The organism is Achromobacter sp. Bel (genome assembly GCF_012928505.1).
GTDB lineage: Bacteria > Pseudomonadota > Gammaproteobacteria > Burkholderiales > Burkholderiaceae_B > Achromobacter.
On sequence record NZ_JABBJN010000004.1, the window covers coordinates 160158 to 176323 of the forward strand.

At 67.2% G+C, this 16166-nt stretch carries 16 protein-coding genes; 3 read left to right on the forward strand and 13 right to left on the reverse strand.

What is annotated here, in order from left to right; all coding sequences use genetic code 11:
* Positions 1-11: 11 nt before the first annotated feature.
* The 12 genes from HG262_RS04330 to HG262_RS04385 all read right to left on the reverse strand — a co-directional run bounded on the left by HG262_RS04330 (position 12) and on the right by HG262_RS04385 (position 12744).
* A complete protein-coding gene (locus tag HG262_RS04330) occupies positions 12-1724 on the reverse strand; it encodes a thiamine pyrophosphate-binding protein (RefSeq protein WP_169269866.1) in 1713 nt (570 codons plus the stop codon).
* Entirely contained in the window at positions 1721-2650 is a 930-nt protein-coding gene (locus HG262_RS04335; RefSeq protein WP_169269867.1) for a CoA ester lyase, read from the reverse strand. Before HG262_RS04335 ends, HG262_RS04330 begins: the two co-directional genes overlap by 4 nt.
* Positions 2647-3930 (reverse strand): TRAP transporter large permease, encoded by a 1284-nt coding sequence (locus HG262_RS04340; RefSeq protein WP_169269868.1) that lies wholly within the window; start codon positions 3928-3930, stop codon positions 2647-2649. Before HG262_RS04340 ends, HG262_RS04335 begins: the two co-directional genes overlap by 4 nt.
* 4 nt (positions 3931-3934) lie before the next feature.
* Positions 3935-4414, reverse strand: a complete 480-nt coding sequence (locus HG262_RS04345) for a TRAP transporter small permease (RefSeq protein WP_169269869.1) — start codon at positions 4412-4414, stop codon at positions 3935-3937.
* On the reverse strand, positions 4414-5409 hold the full coding sequence (locus HG262_RS04350; RefSeq protein WP_169269870.1) for a DctP family TRAP transporter solute-binding subunit: 996 nt from the start codon (positions 5407-5409) through the stop codon (positions 4414-4416). Before HG262_RS04350 ends, HG262_RS04345 begins: the two co-directional genes overlap by 1 nt.
* 66 nt (positions 5410-5475) lie before the next feature.
* Positions 5476-6606, reverse strand: a complete 1131-nt coding sequence (locus HG262_RS04355) for a YncE family protein (protein ID WP_169269871.1) — start codon at positions 6604-6606, stop codon at positions 5476-5478.
* Positions 6603-7406 (reverse strand): ATP-binding cassette domain-containing protein, encoded by an 804-nt coding sequence (locus tag HG262_RS04360; RefSeq protein WP_169269872.1) that lies wholly within the window; start codon positions 7404-7406, stop codon positions 6603-6605. The genes HG262_RS04355 and HG262_RS04360 overlap by 4 nt, the downstream gene beginning before the upstream one ends.
* Positions 7403-8401, reverse strand: coding sequence for an ABC transporter ATP-binding protein (locus tag HG262_RS04365; RefSeq protein ID WP_169269873.1), 999 nt, complete (start codon positions 8399-8401; stop codon positions 7403-7405). The genes HG262_RS04360 and HG262_RS04365 overlap by 4 nt, the downstream gene beginning before the upstream one ends.
* Positions 8402-8405: 4 nt before the next feature.
* A complete protein-coding gene (locus tag HG262_RS04370; RefSeq protein ID WP_169269874.1) occupies positions 8406-9275 on the reverse strand; it encodes an ABC transporter permease in 870 nt (289 codons plus the stop codon).
* Complete coding sequence (locus HG262_RS04375; RefSeq protein ID WP_169269875.1) at positions 9272-10189, reverse strand: ABC transporter permease; 918 nt, start codon at positions 10187-10189, stop codon at positions 9272-9274. Before HG262_RS04375 ends, HG262_RS04370 begins: the two co-directional genes overlap by 4 nt.
* Before the next feature lie 100 nt (positions 10190-10289).
* Positions 10290-11795, reverse strand: coding sequence for an ABC transporter substrate-binding protein (locus HG262_RS04380; protein ID WP_169269876.1), 1506 nt, complete (start codon positions 11793-11795; stop codon positions 10290-10292).
* A gap of 217 nt (positions 11796-12012) precedes the next feature.
* Positions 12013-12744 (reverse strand): FadR/GntR family transcriptional regulator, encoded by a 732-nt coding sequence (locus HG262_RS04385; RefSeq protein WP_169269877.1) that lies wholly within the window; start codon positions 12742-12744, stop codon positions 12013-12015.
* Between the two features lie 341 nt (positions 12745-13085).
* Here HG262_RS04385 and HG262_RS04390 point away from each other — a divergent pair, with 341 nt between their 5' ends.
* Positions 13086-13778 (forward strand): TetR/AcrR family transcriptional regulator, encoded by a 693-nt coding sequence (locus HG262_RS04390; RefSeq protein ID WP_169269878.1) that lies wholly within the window; start codon positions 13086-13088, stop codon positions 13776-13778.
* A gap of 41 nt (positions 13779-13819) precedes the next feature.
* The gene (locus tag HG262_RS04395; protein ID WP_169269879.1) at positions 13820-14287 is read left to right on the forward strand and encodes a ketosteroid isomerase; all 468 of its coding nucleotides are present in this window, start codon (positions 13820-13822) and stop codon (positions 14285-14287) included.
* 83 nt (positions 14288-14370) lie between these two features.
* Here the strand turns inward: HG262_RS04395 and HG262_RS04400 are convergent, their stop codons facing one another.
* On the reverse strand, positions 14371-15339 hold the full coding sequence (locus HG262_RS04400; protein ID WP_169269880.1) for an alpha/beta hydrolase: 969 nt from the start codon (positions 15337-15339) through the stop codon (positions 14371-14373).
* Between the two features lie 184 nt (positions 15340-15523).
* Here HG262_RS04400 and HG262_RS04405 point away from each other — a divergent pair, with 184 nt between their 5' ends.
* Complete coding sequence (locus HG262_RS04405; RefSeq protein WP_169269881.1) at positions 15524-16105, forward strand: DUF4202 domain-containing protein; 582 nt, start codon at positions 15524-15526, stop codon at positions 16103-16105.
* Positions 16106-16166: the final 61 nt, after the last annotated feature.

Consider the following 16166-nt stretch of genomic DNA (forward strand, 5'->3'; position numbering starts at 1 on the left):
TCAGTCCTGGTTCAGTGCCCGCTGCGGGCGATACGGGCCTGGGCGGCCTCTCGGATGCCCATCAGCGTTTCGCCCGGTGCGATGCCGTCGGCGTCGTAGCGGATCTCAAGCAGCGCGGGCATGCTGTGTTCTTGCGTAAACGCCAGCGCGCGCTCGAAGGCCGGTCCGAAATCCGCTGTGTGTTCAACCGCCTCGCCGTAGCCGCCGTAGCCCCGGATGATCTGCGTGAAGTCGGGGTTCTGAAAGCCCAGGGCGATCGTCCGGGCCGGGAATTCGCGCTCCTGGTGCGCGCGGATGGTGCCCCAGATGCCGTTGTTGAACACCAGCACCACCACGCCCAGCTTGTACTGCAGGGCCACGCCCAGTTCCTGCATGTTCATCTGGAAGCAGCCGTCGCCCGCATAGCAGACGACGGTGCGCTGGCGGTCTTCCAGTTTGGCCGAAATGGCGGCGGGCAAGCCGTAGCCCATCGATCCGACCGTGGGGGTCAGGCTGGTGCCCGGGCCGGTGTAACGGCGATAGCGGTGGGGGTACAGCGCATAGTTGCCCGCGCCTACGGTGATGCAGGCGTCGGGCGGAACGTGCGCGTCGACGTAAGCCGCGGCCGCGTCCAGGCTCATGGGGCCGGGCGAGGGCAGCGGCGCGAGGCTGTCGACCAGTTCTTGATGCGCGGCGCGAACGGCGTCGCCGCGCGGCGTGGCGTGGGCGGGGACCAGCGCGGCGACGCTGGCGGCAAAGCTGGCCACGTCGGCCACGATGGCCTGCGTGGGCGAGAAGACGCGGCCCAGCTCGGCGGCGTCGGGGTAGACGTGGACAAGCCTCTGGCGTGGCAGCGGGCTTTCGATGACGGTATAGCCTTCGGTCGTCGCCTCGCCCAGGCGCGTGCCCACGGCCAAGACCAGGTCGGCGTCGCGCAGCCGTTGGCGCAGCGAAGGCGTCATGGCCCAGCCCACGTGGCCGGCGGCGTTGGGGTGGCGCTGGTCAAAGCACTCCAGGCGGCGCCAGGCGGTGCCCACCGGCAGTTCGAAACGCTCGGCAAAGCCGGCGATCTGGTCGATGGCGGTCTGATGCCAGCCGTTGCCGCCCAACAGCAGGAAGGGACGTTCGGCCGCGTCCAGCAGTTGCGTCATGCGCGCCAGATCGGCGGCGCCGGGGTGGCTGTGCATGCGCGGATAGCGCGGCAGGTCGGCGACGCGCGCGGTGCCCCACAAGGTGTCCTCGGGCAGCGCCAGCACGACCGGACCGGGGCGGCCGCTGGTGGCGACCGCGAACGCGCGGGAAATGTACTCGGGGATGCGGTCGGTGCGGTCGATTTGCGCGACCCACTTGGCCATCTGGCCGAACATGCGGCGGTAGTCGATTTCCTGGAAGGCTTCGCGCTCCATGAAATCGTTGCCGACCTGGCCGACGAACAGGATCATCGGCGTGGAGTCCTGGTAGGCGGTGTGCACGCCGATGCTGGCGTTGGTGGCGCCCGGGCCGCGCGTCACAAAGCAGATGCCGGGCTCGCCGGTCAGCTTGCCGTAGGCCTCGGCCATATAGGCCGCGCCGCTTTCCTGGCGGCAGACGATCGGCTCGATGGCATCGGTGTGCTCGTTCAGCGCATCGATGCAGGGCAGATAGCTTTCACCGGGAATCATGAATACGCGGCGCGCGCCATGGATGCGCAATTGCTGCATCAAGATCTGACCGCCATTGCGTTCGGGTAATGCGGCTGACGTCATGCGGAGTCTCCTTGTTGCGGGACGGCCTGCGCACGGCGCTCGGCGGCCCATCGTTCGAATTGGTCATGGCGCGCCAGCAGGCGGCGCGCGGTGTTGTAAACGGGGGGATCGATGCGTTCGGCATCGTGGCGCCCGGCACGCTGGGCCTCGAAACGGGCCACGCAGTCGCGGGCGGCGTCGATCTCGCCGGCGGCAGGCGTGAACACCGCATGGATCAGCGGAATCTGTTCGGCCACGGTCGCGCACTTGGACTTCAAGCCCAGGCGGCGCGCCCAGCGCAGGTCGGCTTCCAGCGCGGGCAGGTCGCGGTAATTGAACGGGCAGTCGATCGGGACGCAGCCGGCGGCCGTGCAGTCCACCAGGAAGCGGGCGCGCACGGCGTGCAGTTCGATCCCGTCCTTGCCGCGCTCGGCGCCCAGGCTGGCGGTCAGGTCTTCGGCCGCCAACAGGCAGGCGGACACGCGCGGGCTGGCGGTCAGGATGTCATAGGCGCGCACCAGGCCCAACGCCGATTCCAGCGTGGGCACGATTTCGGTGCGGCCGGGCGGCAGACCCAGTTCGGTCTCAAGGGCCGTGATGGCCTGGTCCAGCGCCACGATCTGGGTGGCGCTTTCCGTATGCGGCAGGAACACCGCGTCCGGCGCGCCGGGCATCACGCCGCGCAGGTCGGCCAGGCCGTCGTCTTCCAGCTTGTTGATGCGCACGGCGGCTACCACGCCCTGGGCGCGGCAGTCGGCGAACAGCGCGGCGATGCGCGGGCGCGCCGCCGGCCGTTCCGCCTTCGCGGTGAATTCTTCCAGATCGGCCACCAGCGCATCGGCGCCGCTGGCCAGGCCCGAGGCCTGGGCGGTCGCGTCAAGACCCGGCACGAACATCCAGCTGCGGCGCAGCGCCGCGGGTCGGCGGAAATAGGCAGATTGGGTCATTGCACGTGCCTCGGCAGGAACAGCACCAGTTCAGGAATAAAGGTCAGCAGCAGCATGACGGCGGTCATCGCCAGCATCATCCACGACAGCGGGCGAAGCGTCTGCATCATGTTGATGCCGCCGATCTTGCACGCGGCCATCAGGTCGACGCCGACCGGCGGCGTGTTGGCGCCGATGGCCATGTTGATGGACAGCAGAATGCCGAAATGCACCGGGTCGATGTTGTAGTGAGCCAGCACCGGCATGACGACCGGGGCCACGATGATGATGACTGGAATCGCTTCCATGAACGTGCCCAGCAACAGCAGGACCACCGTCAGCACCAGCAGTACGGCCGTCTTGCTATCGGTCCATTCCACCAGCAGGGTGGACAGCGCCTGCGGCACCTGTTCGGCCACCAACACCCAGGCAAACAGGCCCGAGGCGCCAATGAGCAGCAGAATGGATGCACTGCTTTCGCCCGTGGACTTCAGGTTGTCCCACAGCGACTTCAGACTGAGTGTGCGGTACCAGAAAAGGCCGATCAGCAGGGCGTAGACGATGGCGCTGGAGGCCGCTTCGGTCGCCGTGAAGATGCCGAAGCGGATGCCGCCGATGATCAGCACCGGCACCATCAGCGCAGGCAGGGCGTCGATGGCGGAGGCGCGCAGCTCGCCCCACGAGAACGGCTGGCCGCCGGCCCAGTTGTGCTTGCGCGATTGCCAGATGGCCACGCCGATCAGCGACACGCCCAGCAGAATGCCGGGGATGATGCCGGCCACGAACAGTTTGCCCACCGAGGTGTCGGTGATGGTGCCGTAGACGATCAGCACGATGCTGGGCGGGATGATGGTGGACGTGGCGCCGGCGCTGCCGACCAGCGCGCAGGAAAAGCCCTTGTCGTAGCCACTGCGCGCCATTGCCGGCAGCAACAGGCTGCCGATGGCCACCACGTCGGCCACGCCGGAGCCGGATAGCGCGCCGAACATCAGGCAGGCCAGCACCGCCACGACCGCCAGTCCGCCCTTGATATCGCCGACGATGGCGGCGCACAGGCGCACGATGCGCTGGGTCAGGCCCGCGCTGTTCATCAGCTGGGCGGCCAGGATGAAGAGCGGGATCGCCAGCAGCGTGAAGCTGTCCAATCCCACGACGTACTGCTGCGCCGCCACCATCAAGGGCGCGGCGTCGTAGACCGCCAGATAGGCCAGGCATGACAGCACCAGGCCGAAAGCAATGGGCATGTCGATCAGCACCGTGATCGTGAACACGCCCATCAGGAAGAGAGCACCCGAAGACATCTTGTTAATCCTTTGCCGCGGCGGGAGCCGGCGAGAACAGTTGCGCCAGATGCACCACCACGGTGACGGCGCACGCGAACGGCAATGCCAGGTAGACGGTGCCGGCCGACACGTCCAGCGCGGGCAGCGTCTGGTCCATCGTCAGCTCGGCCAGTTGCCAGCCGGCATAGCCCAGCGCCACCAGCCCCACGATGACCAGCACCTGGTTGATGCGTTCGAACACGTTCAGCGCGCGCGGGCTGCGCACCACGAAGGGCAGCAGGCCGGCCATCAGGTGCGACCGCTCGTAGCTGCAGGCGACCCCGCCGATAAAGGCGGACCACACCAGTACCAGGCGTGGCAATTCCTCGGCCCAATGGGGCGTGGTGTGCGTGACGAAGCGGGCGAACACCACGTAGGTGATCAGGATCGCCAGCAAGGCCACCGCCAGGGCGGCGAAGGCCTTGCTGATGCCCGACAGGATGGCGGACAGTCGATTCAGCATTACGGGGCCTCGCGGTACTTCTGCACGATGGCCATCAGCTCGGGGCCGTAGGTGACCGAATAGGTCTTCCACACGGGTTGGACGGCGGCGGCGAACGCGGTCTTGTCGACCTCGTTGACCTGCATGCCTTTTTCTTTCAGCTGCGCCACGAACTGCTGATCGCCGTCGGTGATCATCTTGCGCTGCGCGTCGCGCCAGGTGTCCGCAGCGGTCTGCACGATCTTCTTGTCGTCGGCCGAGAGGCGGTTCCAGACCGGCTTGGAGATGATCAGGTTGGCCGGACCCCAGACGTGGCTGGTCAGCGAGAGGTACTTCTGCACTTCGAAGAAGGACGAGGTGTAGATAATGGACAGCGGGTTTTCCTGCGCGTCGAACACCTTTTGCTGTAGCGCCGAATACAGTTCGCCGAAGGCCAGCGGCGCCGGGTTGGCGCCCAGCGCGGTGAAGGTGTCCAGGCGCATCTTGTCGGGCGTCACGCGCGTCTTCAGGCCGGTCAGGTCGGCGGGCTTGGCGACGGGGCCGCGGTTGTTGGTCACGTGGCGAAAGCCGTTTTCCCACCAGGAAATGATGGTCAGGTTCTTCTTGTCGGCCAGCTTGGCCAGCGCTTGGCCCAGTTCGCCGTCATAGGCTTTGTAGGCTTGTTGCGAGGTCGCCCACGTGTAGGGCAGTTCGACCACGCCGAACTTGGGCTCGATCGGCTGCAGCGAGCCCGAACCGATGATGGCCGCACCCTGGCTGCCGATCTGCAGCCCTTCCAGCATGGTCTTTTCGTTGCCCAGCTGGCCACTGGGGAACAGGATGAAGTTGACCCGGCCGGCGGTCTTTTCCTTGACCTCGGCGGCGAAGCCTTCGGCGGCCTTGTTCCAGCTGTGGCTGGGGGCCAGCACGTGGCCCAGCTTGATGTCCAGGGCGTGGGCTGACAGCGGCGCCAGGCCCGCCACGGCGAACACGGCGCCGGCCAGCAGGGCGTGGGTTTTCTTGAGTTTTTGGATCATGGGGGGTTCCAGATGCGAAAAGGATCGGATGGACAAAGGGAATTCGGCGGCGGGGTGCGGCCCCGCTCAATAGGACTGCCCCCGCATGGATGCGGGGTGGCCGGGCAAAGGGATGCGGGTGCCGGTATCGGTCAGGCCGTTGTCTCCGACGGCCAGCACCTGCAAGGTCGCATCCAGGAAATTGCCCACATACAGGTAACGGCTGTCGGGGCTGAAGGCCACGCCCTCGGGCAGCGCGCCGACCTCGATGGCGTTGACCCGCGCCACGCGCCGGCCGTCGATGCGCAGCAGCACGATCTGGCCGCGAGGGTGGTGGAACCATTCCGACGCCGGGTTGTTCGACCCCTGCACGATGGCCACCGCGGCATGGCGGCCGTCCGGGCTGATCGCGATGCCTTCCGGGCCGTCTTCGACCATCAGGCGGTCGATGACGCGGGGCGGCGTGGCCGACAGGTCGACGACGCTGACAGAGTCCGCGTGGCCGTCGGACGCCGTCGGGCTGCCCATGTCCACCACCAGCGCCAGCGCGCCGTCGGGCGACACGACCAGATTGAACGGCACCAGGCCGGTGGTCAGGTCTTCGGCAGGGTCATGCGTGACGCGGGGCGCGGGGCCGCCTTCGTCGATGTGCAGCACGCCCAGGCGGTGCGTGTCGGTCTTGACGACGAAGGCGCGCCGGCCGTCGGCCGAAAACGACACTGCCACCACGGGCGTGCCCACGTCGACGTCGCCGCAGGCTTGCACCCGGCCATCGGCGATCTTCAATACCGACACGGATCGGCCCGCCTTGTTGGCGACCAAGGCCAGCGTCCCCGCGCGGTTGATCGACAGGCCCGAGGGCTGCAGGCCGACCTGGAGCGTCTGCACCCATGCGGGCGGGGTCGCGCGCAGGTCAATCACGTGCAGATCCCGGCCGGGCGTCGGCTGCCAGCCGGCGCCGTCGGCGCGCGCCGGCCAGGCCATGGAATCGGCGACCAGCGCCAGCCGCTGGTCCGGCGTGACGGCGAGGTTGACGGGCGGGCCGAACAGCGAATTGGGCAGCGGCAAGGTCGCGATCAGCACGGGCGCGGCGGGGTCGGCGGCCGCGTCGAAGACGCTGAGCGTGTCGCGTCCCGGGGCCAGGAAGCGGATCCGGCCGTCGTCCCAGGTCACTTTCTCGTCGTTGCCGACCAGCAGGAAGTGGGAGGCCGGCTTCATGCCGCCCGCTCCTGGACTTGCGGCACGGCCAGCGTCGCGCCGATCAGTTGCCGCGTGTAGGGGTGGACGGGCGAAAAATACACCTGGTCCGCATTGCCGCGTTCGACCACGCGGCCGCCTTGCAGCACCACGATCTGGTCCGCGATGTGCTGCACGACCGCCAGGTTGTGGCTGATGAACAGATAACCCAGGCCGCGCTCGCGCTGTAATTCCATCAACAGGTTCAGGATCTGGGCCTGCACCGACACGTCCAGCGCGGACGTGGGTTCGTCGCAGATCAACAGCTGCGGTTCCAGCATCAGCGCGCGGGCGATGGCCACGCGCTGGCGCTGCCCGCCCGATAGTTCACGGGGATATCGTGCGGCGAACGCCGGCACCAGCCCCACGGCGTCCATCATCCGGCGCACGGCCGTTGCCTGCGTCGAGGCGTTGCCCATGCCGTGGACGCGCAACGGCGCCGTCAGGATCTCCTGGATGGTGCGGCGCGGGTTCAGCGATGAATACGGGTCCTGGAACACCATCTGGATGCGGCGGGCGCGGGCGCGCGCGGGCATTGCCGCCAACGGCTGGCCGTCCAGCAGCGCCTGGCCCTGGGTCGGGGCCAGCAGGCCCAGCATCAGCTTGGCGATGGTGGACTTGCCGCTGCCGGATTCGCCGACCAGGCCGATGGTCTGGCCGGCGGGCACATGCAGGTCGACGTCGTGCAGGATGCGCGGCGCGGGGCGGCGCGAGAACAGGTTGGCGCGGCCATACTGGAAGCACAGGCCATTCAGGCTGATGCTGGCGTCGGTCGGGGTCATGCCGGGGCTCCATGGCGCATGGCGCCGGGTTTGACGCAAAGGCAACGGTGCCCGCCCTGCACGCGGGCGGTGACGGGCTGCGCGCAGCGCGCTTCGGCCACCGGGCAGCGCTCGCGGAATGCGCAGCCCCGGATGGCCGTGTCCAGCGACGGCACGGCGCCTGCGATCGTGGGCAGGTCGGTGCCGGGCGCGGTGCGGCCGGGCTGCGGTATGCAGTTCAGCAGCATGGCGGTGTACGGGTGGCTGGGATGTTCAAGCACTTCCTGCACGCTGCCGCCTTCGACGATGTCCCCCGCGTACATGACGATGACGTGGTCGGCGATGCGCGCCACCAACCCCATGTCGTGGGAAATGAACACCATGCCCAGTCCGAATTCCGTCTGGATGTCGCGCAGCAGGTCCAGCAGTTCGGCCTGCACCGTCACGTCCAGCGCGGTGGTGGGTTCGTCGGCGATCAGCAGGTCGGGGCCGCACATCAGCGCCATGGCGATCATCACGCGCTGGCGCAGGCCGCCCGACAGTTCGAACGGGTACTGCTTCATGCGGTCCTGCGGGTTCGTGATGCCGACCCGGCGCAACAGGTATTCAGCGCGCTCGACGGCCTGCCTGCGGCTGACGGGCTTGTGTCGGCGCAGCACGTCGACCAGTTGCGTGCCGATCGGGAACACCGGGTTCAGCGACGTCATCGGATCCTGGAAGATCATGGCGATGCGCGCCCCGCGCAGCGCCGCCAGTTCGCGCGGCGTCAGCGTGGACAGGTCCTGGCCGTCGAAGGCCAGCTTCGCCACGCGGCGGCGCGCGGCGGCCGGCAGCAGGTCCAGCAACGCCAATGCGGTCAACGACTTGCCGCAACCTGATTCGCCAACGATGCATAGCGTCTTGCCGCGTTCCAGGCTGAAGTCCACGGCGCGCACGACGTGCTTGGTGTGCGTGGGGGTGTGGATGTCGATGTGCAGGCCCTGGACCTGCAGGAGGGGGGAGCCGGTCGGTGTCATGGCGTCAGCCCTTCTTCATTTGGATGGCGCGCAGCGTCTCGCCCGCGCGGTTCACGCACAGCACCAGCACGAACAGCACAATGCTGGGGATGACGACCAGCGACGGCTGGAACAGCATGTTTTCCTTGCCCTCGGCGATCATCAGGCCTAGTGACGGCATCGGGGCCGGCACGCCCAGGCCCAGGAACGATAGCGAGGCCTCCAGCGTGATCGCCATGGCGGCGTCTACCGTGCCGATGATGAGCAGGTTGCCGACCAGGTTGGGCAGGATGTCGCGCCAGATGATCTGCAGGTGCGTGCAGCCTTGCAGGCGGGACGCCGTGACGAATTCGGCATTGCGCAGGCCGGCCGCCATGGTGCGAGCCACCAGCGCATAGCGTTCCCACAGCAGCAGGCCCAGCACCAGCACCACCACGGTCAGGGACGCGCCCACCACCGACACCACGGCCAGCGCCACCAGGATGATGGGCAGCGCGAGGCGGGCGGTGATCAGGAACGATACGACGCGGTCGACGGTGCCGCCGAAGTAGCCCGCGACGACACCCAGCGTCGTGCCGATCAGGCCGCCCATCAGGGCGACGGACAGGCCGATCAGCGCCGAGACGCGCACGCCGTACAGGGCGCGTGCCAGGACGTCGCGGCCCAATTGGTCAGTGCCCAGAATATGGTTCCAGTCGCCGCCTTCACCCCAGACGGGCTCTTGCAGCCGGGCCAGCAGGTCTTGGGAGTACGGGTCATGCGCAATCAGGTAAGGGCCGATCAGGCCCGCCAGCACCAACAGCGCCAGGACGATCAGGCCGAAACGGCGGCCGGCGCGGGCCAGGCGGTCGCCGCGCGGCGCGGCGGGCAGGGAAGAAGACAGGACGGTGCTCATGAGGCGGCTCGCACGCGGGGGTCCAGCCAACCGTTGATCAGGTCGGCGGCCAGGGTCAGGACGATGTAGATCAGCGCAAAGATCAGGATCAGCGCCTGCATCGTGGGGAAGTCACCGCGCAGGATGGACGTCCAGGCCAGCAGCCCGGCGCCGTTGATGGCGAAGACGGTTTCGATGACGACGGAGCCGGCCAGCAGGGTGCCCATCTGGGCGGCCGCCAGCGACACCAGCGGCCGCAAGGCGTTGCGCAGTGCGTACTTCAGCACGACGCTGGCGCCGCCCAGGCCCATGGCGCGGGCGGTGCGGATGTAGTCCGTGGCCAGCACCGTCTCCATCTCGGATTTCATCAAGCGCAGCATCGCGGGCATCGCGAAAAGCCCCAGCGCGACGACGGGCATCACGTAATGCTTCCAGGTGTCGAACCCCGACGCAGGCAGCCACTGGTTGCGCACGCTGAAGACGATGATCAGCAGGAATGCCAGGCAGAACGGCGGCATCGCCTGCGCGCAGGCCGACAGCAGCATGGTCGCGCGGTCGGCGAGCGAACCCTTGCGCAACCCCGCCAGCACGCCCAGCGGAATAGCCAGCAATAGCGCGAACGCCATCGCGGCCAGGCCCAGTTTGGCGGTGGCGGGGAAGTGCTGGCCCAGCAATTCGGCCACGGGACGGCTGAAGTACAGGCTGTCGCCGAAATCGCCGCGCACGACGCCGGCCAGCCACCGCCCGTACTGCACCAGGATGGGGTCGGAAAAGCCGTGCTGCTGCGACAGCCGGACGGCGTCGGCGGCGCTGCCTTCACCGGCCAGGCGTGCGGCCGGGTCGCCGGAGGCGAACACCAGCGAGAAGCTGATCAGCGATACGAACACCACCAGCAAGGCGGCGACCAGCAATCGGCGGAACAGGAATGCAATCATGCGTCAACCTTTGTCGCGGTGCACCGGCGCGCGCCGCCCCGCCGGGACGCCGAAGCGGCCCGGCCGAACAGGCATTGCGCCGGCGCGGCGGCCGTCCGGATCAGTTCCAGGTGGCCTTGTAGAAACGCGGGAATTCATCGCCGTCGACCGAGAAGTTCAAGTCCTTGGCCTGCACGGCGTTCAGCGAGTGGTTCCACAGCGGCACCCAGTACGCCTGGTCGGCCACGATCTTCTGCGCGGCGGCGTAGTTCTTGGCGCGCAGGTCGCGGTCTACGGACGTGTCGGCCGCTTCCAGGTACTTGATAACTTCGGGATTGCGGGCCTGGTCGTCCGGGCCGCCGCGGAAAAAGTTGCTGGTGGACAGCGCCGCGTCGGCGATGCCGTACGAGCCCCAGTTGGACGACAGCATGGCGATCTTGCCGTCGCGCCAATTGGTCATGGCGGTGCCGTACTGCTGTTCCACGAGGTTCAGCTTGATGCCGGCCTGCGCCATCTGGGCGGCGGCCGCGTCCAGGATGCTGCGCGGCGGGGCCGAGATCACCAGGTCCAGCGTGATGCCGTTGGGGTAGCCGGCGGACGCCAGCAGTTGCTTGGCGCGGGCCGGGTCGAACTTGTAGGTCTGCACGTCGGCGGTGCAGCCGAACTGAGCCGGGTTGCAGGCCGCATTGATGACCTTGGATGCGCCGCCCACCAGCGCTTTGCGGATCGCTTCGCGGTCGATGGCGTAGTTGATCGCCTGGCGCACTTCCTGCTTGGCCAGCGGCGATTTGCCATCGTCGAAACGCGGGTTCAGCGAGATATAGCTGATGCGCATGATGCTGCTGCTCTTGACCGTGACGGACGGCGTCTTCTCCATGCGGCGGGCCACGTCCGGCGGCACGCGCCAGATCCAGTCCAGGCCGCCGGACAGCAGTTCGGCGTACTGGGTGTTGGCGTCGGGCAGCACGCGCACCACCAGCTTTTTCACGGCCGGCTTGGGGCCGAAGTAATCGTCGAAGCGTTCGTACACGTAGCGGCTGCCGGGCTGGCTGTCGGTCAGGCGGTAGGGGCCGGTGCCGATGGGCTTGGCGCCCATGTCGGACGGGTTGGCCTCGTAGTACTTGCGCGGATAGATCGGCAGGTTCTCGGACAGCATTTCCAGCGCCAGCGGGTAGGGCGTCTTCATCTTGATGCGCACGGTGTCGTCGCCGACCTTTTCGGCCTTGGCGATCCACGCGACCTGGTTCTGGAAGCGCGCCTTGTAGCCGTCGGAAGACACCAGGTTCAGCGTATACAGCACGTCGTCGATGGTGAGCAGCGAACCGTCGTGGAACTTCACGTCGCGGCGGATGGGCAATTCGATGGTGGTGTCGTCCACGAACTTGTAGCCCGTGGCGATGGCCGGGCCGAATGCGCCCGTGTCCTGGTTCTTTTGCAGCAGTCCCGAAAAGACCATGCGCGCCAGCGCCAGGCCGGGACGGTCCGATTCCTTGTACGCGTCCAGCGTGGCGGGCGCCGCGTCGAAGGCGATGTTGAGGGAGTTGTCAGCCTTGTTGGCCTGGGCGGCGTGGGCGCCAAGCGCCAATAGCGCCGCGCTCACTAGCTTCACGGTACGGGTCAGCTGCATGTTTTCACCTTGATCTGTTTTAAGTATTTGACGTACGGGTCTTACGGGTCTTACGGGTCTTGCGAGGAATGCGGGGACTGCGGGGACCAGCAAAAGCGCAGGCAAGCCGCTCCCCTTGCCGCGGGCGGCGCTTTTTGCGCCGGCGGTGCATGCACGGTCGGTAAGGAGAGGGGCCTGGGGCGCCAGGCGAGGGCTATGGGGTTATCGGGTCATCAAATCATCGGATCCCACCGGTGCCGAAGTCTTCTCGCAGACGCGCCAGGATGCCGACCAGATGGTCGTGCATGGCATGGCGTGCGCGGATGGGGTCGCGGTCGACGATGGCCGCGAGGATGCGTTCGTGTTCTTTCTGCGCTTCGCTCCACACCTTGGTGGTCACGAAATGCTCTTCCAGCCGGTGGAACACCGGGCTAAGCGTGCTGAGGTGCCAAATGTGCGAGATGGCCGCGGCCAGGGCCGCGTTGCCGCAGGCGGCGCCGATGGCGCTGTGGAAGGCGCGGTCGTGCACGCTGGGCGATTCGGTCAGCGACATGCCTTCATGCGCCAGGCGGATCGCCGCGATCTGCGCGGGCGACGCCTTCTGCGCGGCCAGCGCGGCGCATTCCGGTTCGATCAGCAGGCGTGTTTCCAGCAGGTCGAAGGGACCGATGTCGGTGGCCTCGACGCTGTCCGCCGCAGGAGGCGGGGGCGCGTCCTGGTAATTGCCGTCTTCGCGCGGCGGGCAGACGAACACGCCGGTGCCCACGCGCACATCCACATAGCCTTCGATTTCCAGCGCGATCAGGGCTTCCCGCACCGACGCGCGGCTGACTTGCAGCTGCTCGGCCAATTCTCGCTCGGCGGGCAATCTGCCACCGGCGGGGAAATCGCCCGCCTTGATGCGCGCGGCGATCTGGTCGGCGATCATGCGGTAGAGGCGGGTCGAGGCTACGGCCTGAAGGGAAGTCATTGGGGTATGGAAAGGAGTGTTCGGGGGGTAGAGCGTAATGGGTCCGGGGCGGCCGTGTCTTGCGCGGGATCGAAGGACGGCGGGAAAGCTGTTCAGGTGCCTGATGGTCCAGTGGTCAGGCCACTGGACGAAATGTACCGGACGGCGTTCTCCTTGGGAATCGGGAATGGCCCGTTTTCCGCCGTTTTCAGGGAAAACCACTAGGGTGAGGCGGGTTGGGGGATCAGGCGGCCCGAACGCGGGGGGCGAGGCGCCGCAGAGCCGGTCCGACGGGGCGCGATAGCCGCGATGTGGCCACCGTCCCCTACACTTGGCGTCTTTATCCGTTCTCCGATTCGCCCATGACTTCACCACGCGTCAATGCGCCCCTGCCGGCCTCCCAGCCCCGTTCGCCGCGGACCAAACCCGCCGAGGTGCGCCTGGAGGAATTGATGGCCGCCGCCGAAAAGCTGTTCCTGGCTAACGGCGTGGAGGCCACCACCATCAGCAGCATCGTGGAAGAGGCCCGGGTCGCCAAGGGCACGTTCTATCACTACTTCGCCGCCAAGACCGACATGCTGGCGGCACTGGCCGCCCGCTACACGCGCCAGTATCTGGACGCGCTGGAGCGCGCAGTGGCCGCCTGCGAGGACGACGATTGGACGGGCAAGCTGCAAGCGTGGATCCACGCCAGCATCCAGACCTATGTGGATACCTACCGCACGCATGACATCGTCTACGGCAACCATCACCATCATGACCGCCAGAACCGCGATAAGAACGCCATCCTGGACCAATTGCTGGGGATCTTGCAGGGCGGAAAGGCGGCAGGCGCCTGGTCGTTACCGCAGCCCAGGATTACCGCCTTGCTGATCTATTCGGGCGTGCATGGCGTCAGTGACGATGCCATCGCGGCCCGGTTGGATGACTGTACGGGGTTCGCGCGTCGTGTTTCGGAAGACTGCCTGCGCATGCTCGGCGGGCCGGCGCCGACGGCCTCGGCCATCAAGCGTCCGGCGAATGCCGCCGGGACGGCGCCTGCTCGGCGCCGCTAGTTCTCATTGGCTTTGTTGCCGCATCGAAAGGAGATATCCCCATGTCCGTGCAAGCCCTGGTTCCTGTCGACCCCGCTGACGCCGCCGCCGTGCGCGCCTGGTTCAAGGAACTGTCCGACCACGTGCAAGCCGTGGATTACGCGGCGGCCCGCCACCTGTTCGCTGACGATTTCGTTGCCTTCGGCACGTATACGAATTTCGTCAGTGGCCGCGAACATGCGGAAAAAACACAGTGGCGCAACGTCTGGTTCACGATCGACGACTTCGTATGGCGGCTGGACGATGTGCAGAACTTCGTGTCACCCGACCGGCTTTTCGCCGTGGGCATGGCGGTGTGGGATTCGATCGGCTACCACCCGGACGGCAAGCCGTTCGAACGCGTTGGCCGCGCCACGGTGTCGTTCGCGCGCGAAGCCGTGGGCGATCCCTGGGTCGCCACGCATACGCACATGTCGCTGTTCCGCGATACGCCCAGCGTGTCGCACGGGAACAGGCCGGCGCGCAGCTGACGGCGGACTGTTGGCCGTTGACGCCGACGAAAAAAAGGCCCCTCGGATTGGGATCTGAGGGGCCTTTGACGGGCGGTATTCTGCTACGCCGCCAGATTGCGTTTCAGCGCCTGGACGAGGTCGGCCCTGGCTTCTTGCGCCTGCGGCAACAAGCGCGTCATGCCGATGAAGCTGTGCGGCACGCCGGAGTACACAATGAAGTTCGGGGCGGCGCCAGCGGCGAACAGCTTGTTGGCAAGGTCCAGCGTGTCGTCCAGCAGGGGGTCCAGGGCGGCGGCTTGCAGAATCAACGGAGGCAGGCCGGCCACGTCCGCATGCAGCGGCGCGACGCCGGGATCGGTCAACTGGGCGGCGTCCGTGACGTACTGCCGCCAGAACCAGTCCAGTTTTTCCGTGGACAGCCCGAACCGCCCGTCGCCAAACGACTCGTGCGAGGCCGTGTCGCGGCGGGCCGACAACATGCCGTAGATCACCACGCCTGTCTTGATGAACGCGTCGCCTTCGTCGCGCAGCCGCTGCAACGCGGCCAGCGCCAGATTGCCGCCGGCCGATTCGCCGCCGACCGACAAGCGCGTCGCGTCCAGGCCGAGCGACGGCGCCTGGTCACGCAACCAGCGCAGCGCGCCCAGGACCTGTTCCAGCGCCACGGGGTAGCGGGCTTCGGGCGACAGCGCGTAAGACAGGCCTGCGGTCACGATCCCGGCGTCGGCCGCGATTTCTCGCTTCCAGCGGTCCAGCGTGTCCAGGTCGCCGTGCGCGAAGCCGCCGCCGTGCAGGTGCAGATAAAGCGGCAGCGGTGCATCCGAGGCGCCTTGCGGGTAGTACAGGCGCAATGTCGCGGGCACCGGCAAATGGTCCAGCCGGTGTTCGACCACGCGGCCCACGGGCGGGGCGGGTTGGCTCAGCCATTGCTGATACGCACGGCTTTGGGCGCGGGTTTCGGCCAGCGGCGTGGTCAGCACGTTGGGCGTGCCCACGCCGTGCTGCTTGGCCAGCGCTTGCGCGGCCAGCACGTCGGCGGCCAGGGTAGGGGTGAAGGTGGCGTTGCTCATCAGGATTCCAGTGCTTGCATCCCGTCAGTATGACGCGCTTCGCGGCGCCCGGCCAAATAAGGGCGAGGCATATTGATCCCGCTTGGCCGCGATGCGCCGGCCATCTGGGCGCTATGATGATTTCCTTTCCGGACGCACCCCGGAACTTCCGCCGGCCCCCGGCGCCTTCTTGGATACGCTACGCATGGATGACCGTCTACAACAGGCGCTGCTTCGGTTCGACCAGTACAACAGCGCCGACCCCAATCTGTTTTCGTGGCAAGGCGAAACCTGTCCCCAAGAATTGTTCCTGGCGCAGAAGCTGCATGAATGGGTGCTGAAATTGGCGCCGGATGCGTCCGAGCCGCTGATCCTGGCCTCCCGTTGCCAGCATATCGGGCGGTGGGAGATCGCCCGCAAGTCCTATCCCGAAGGCCGCATCGGTTACCTGACCTGGCGCAAGGCGCTGGCGCGCCATCACGCAGGCATCGCGCAAGACATTCTGCGCGAGGCGGGCTATCCGCAGGACGTACTCGCGCGCGTGACGGCGATCGTCATGAAGCAGGGCATCAAGCAGGACGCCGATGTCCAGACGATGGAAAACGCCTTGTGCCTGGTGTTCCTGCAGTACCAGTACGAGGATTTCCATCCCGCCCATGGCGAGAAGATCGTCGATATCTTGAAGAAGTCGCTGTTGAAGATGGACGCGGCCGGCCACAAGTGGGCGCTGACGTTGCCGTATTCGCCGGCGGGGATGGCGCATATCGAAAAAGCGCTGGCGGGCTGACGCACGGTCGGCCGCGCAAGTGCAAACCCGGCCTGCGGCGTGAGGCCGCAGGCCGGGTTGC

Coding starts and splice junctions, on each gene's coding strand:
- HG262_RS04330 (WP_169269866.1), bottom strand. CDS start 1,724: ATGACGTCAGCCGCATTACCCGAACGCAATGGCGGTCAGATCTTGATG.
- HG262_RS04335 (WP_169269867.1), bottom strand. CDS start 2,650: ATGACCCAATCTGCCTATTTCCGCCGACCCGCGGCGCTGCGCCGCAGC.
- HG262_RS04340 (WP_169269868.1), bottom strand. CDS start 3,930: ATGTCTTCGGGTGCTCTCTTCCTGATGGGCGTGTTCACGATCACGGTG.
- HG262_RS04345 (WP_169269869.1), bottom strand. CDS start 4,414: ATGCTGAATCGACTGTCCGCCATCCTGTCGGGCATCAGCAAGGCCTTC.
- HG262_RS04350 (WP_169269870.1), bottom strand. CDS start 5,409: ATGATCCAAAAACTCAAGAAAACCCACGCCCTGCTGGCCGGCGCCGTG.
- HG262_RS04355 (WP_169269871.1), bottom strand. CDS start 6,606: ATGAAGCCGGCCTCCCACTTCCTGCTGGTCGGCAACGACGAGAAAGTG.
- HG262_RS04360 (WP_169269872.1), bottom strand. CDS start 7,406: ATGACCCCGACCGACGCCAGCATCAGCCTGAATGGCCTGTGCTTCCAG.
- HG262_RS04365 (WP_169269873.1), bottom strand. CDS start 8,401: ATGACACCGACCGGCTCCCCCCTCCTGCAGGTCCAGGGCCTGCACATC.
- HG262_RS04370 (WP_169269874.1), bottom strand. CDS start 9,275: ATGAGCACCGTCCTGTCTTCTTCCCTGCCCGCCGCGCCGCGCGGCGAC.
- HG262_RS04375 (WP_169269875.1), bottom strand. CDS start 10,189: ATGATTGCATTCCTGTTCCGCCGATTGCTGGTCGCCGCCTTGCTGGTG.
- HG262_RS04380 (WP_169269876.1), bottom strand. CDS start 11,795: ATGCAGCTGACCCGTACCGTGAAGCTAGTGAGCGCGGCGCTATTGGCG.
- HG262_RS04385 (WP_169269877.1), bottom strand. CDS start 12,744: ATGACTTCCCTTCAGGCCGTAGCCTCGACCCGCCTCTACCGCATGATC.
- HG262_RS04390 (WP_169269878.1), top strand. CDS start 13,086: ATGACTTCACCACGCGTCAATGCGCCCCTGCCGGCCTCCCAGCCCCGT.
- HG262_RS04395 (WP_169269879.1), top strand. CDS start 13,820: ATGTCCGTGCAAGCCCTGGTTCCTGTCGACCCCGCTGACGCCGCCGCC.
- HG262_RS04400 (WP_169269880.1), bottom strand. CDS start 15,339: ATGAGCAACGCCACCTTCACCCCTACCCTGGCCGCCGACGTGCTGGCC.
- HG262_RS04405 (WP_169269881.1), top strand. CDS start 15,524: ATGGATGACCGTCTACAACAGGCGCTGCTTCGGTTCGACCAGTACAAC.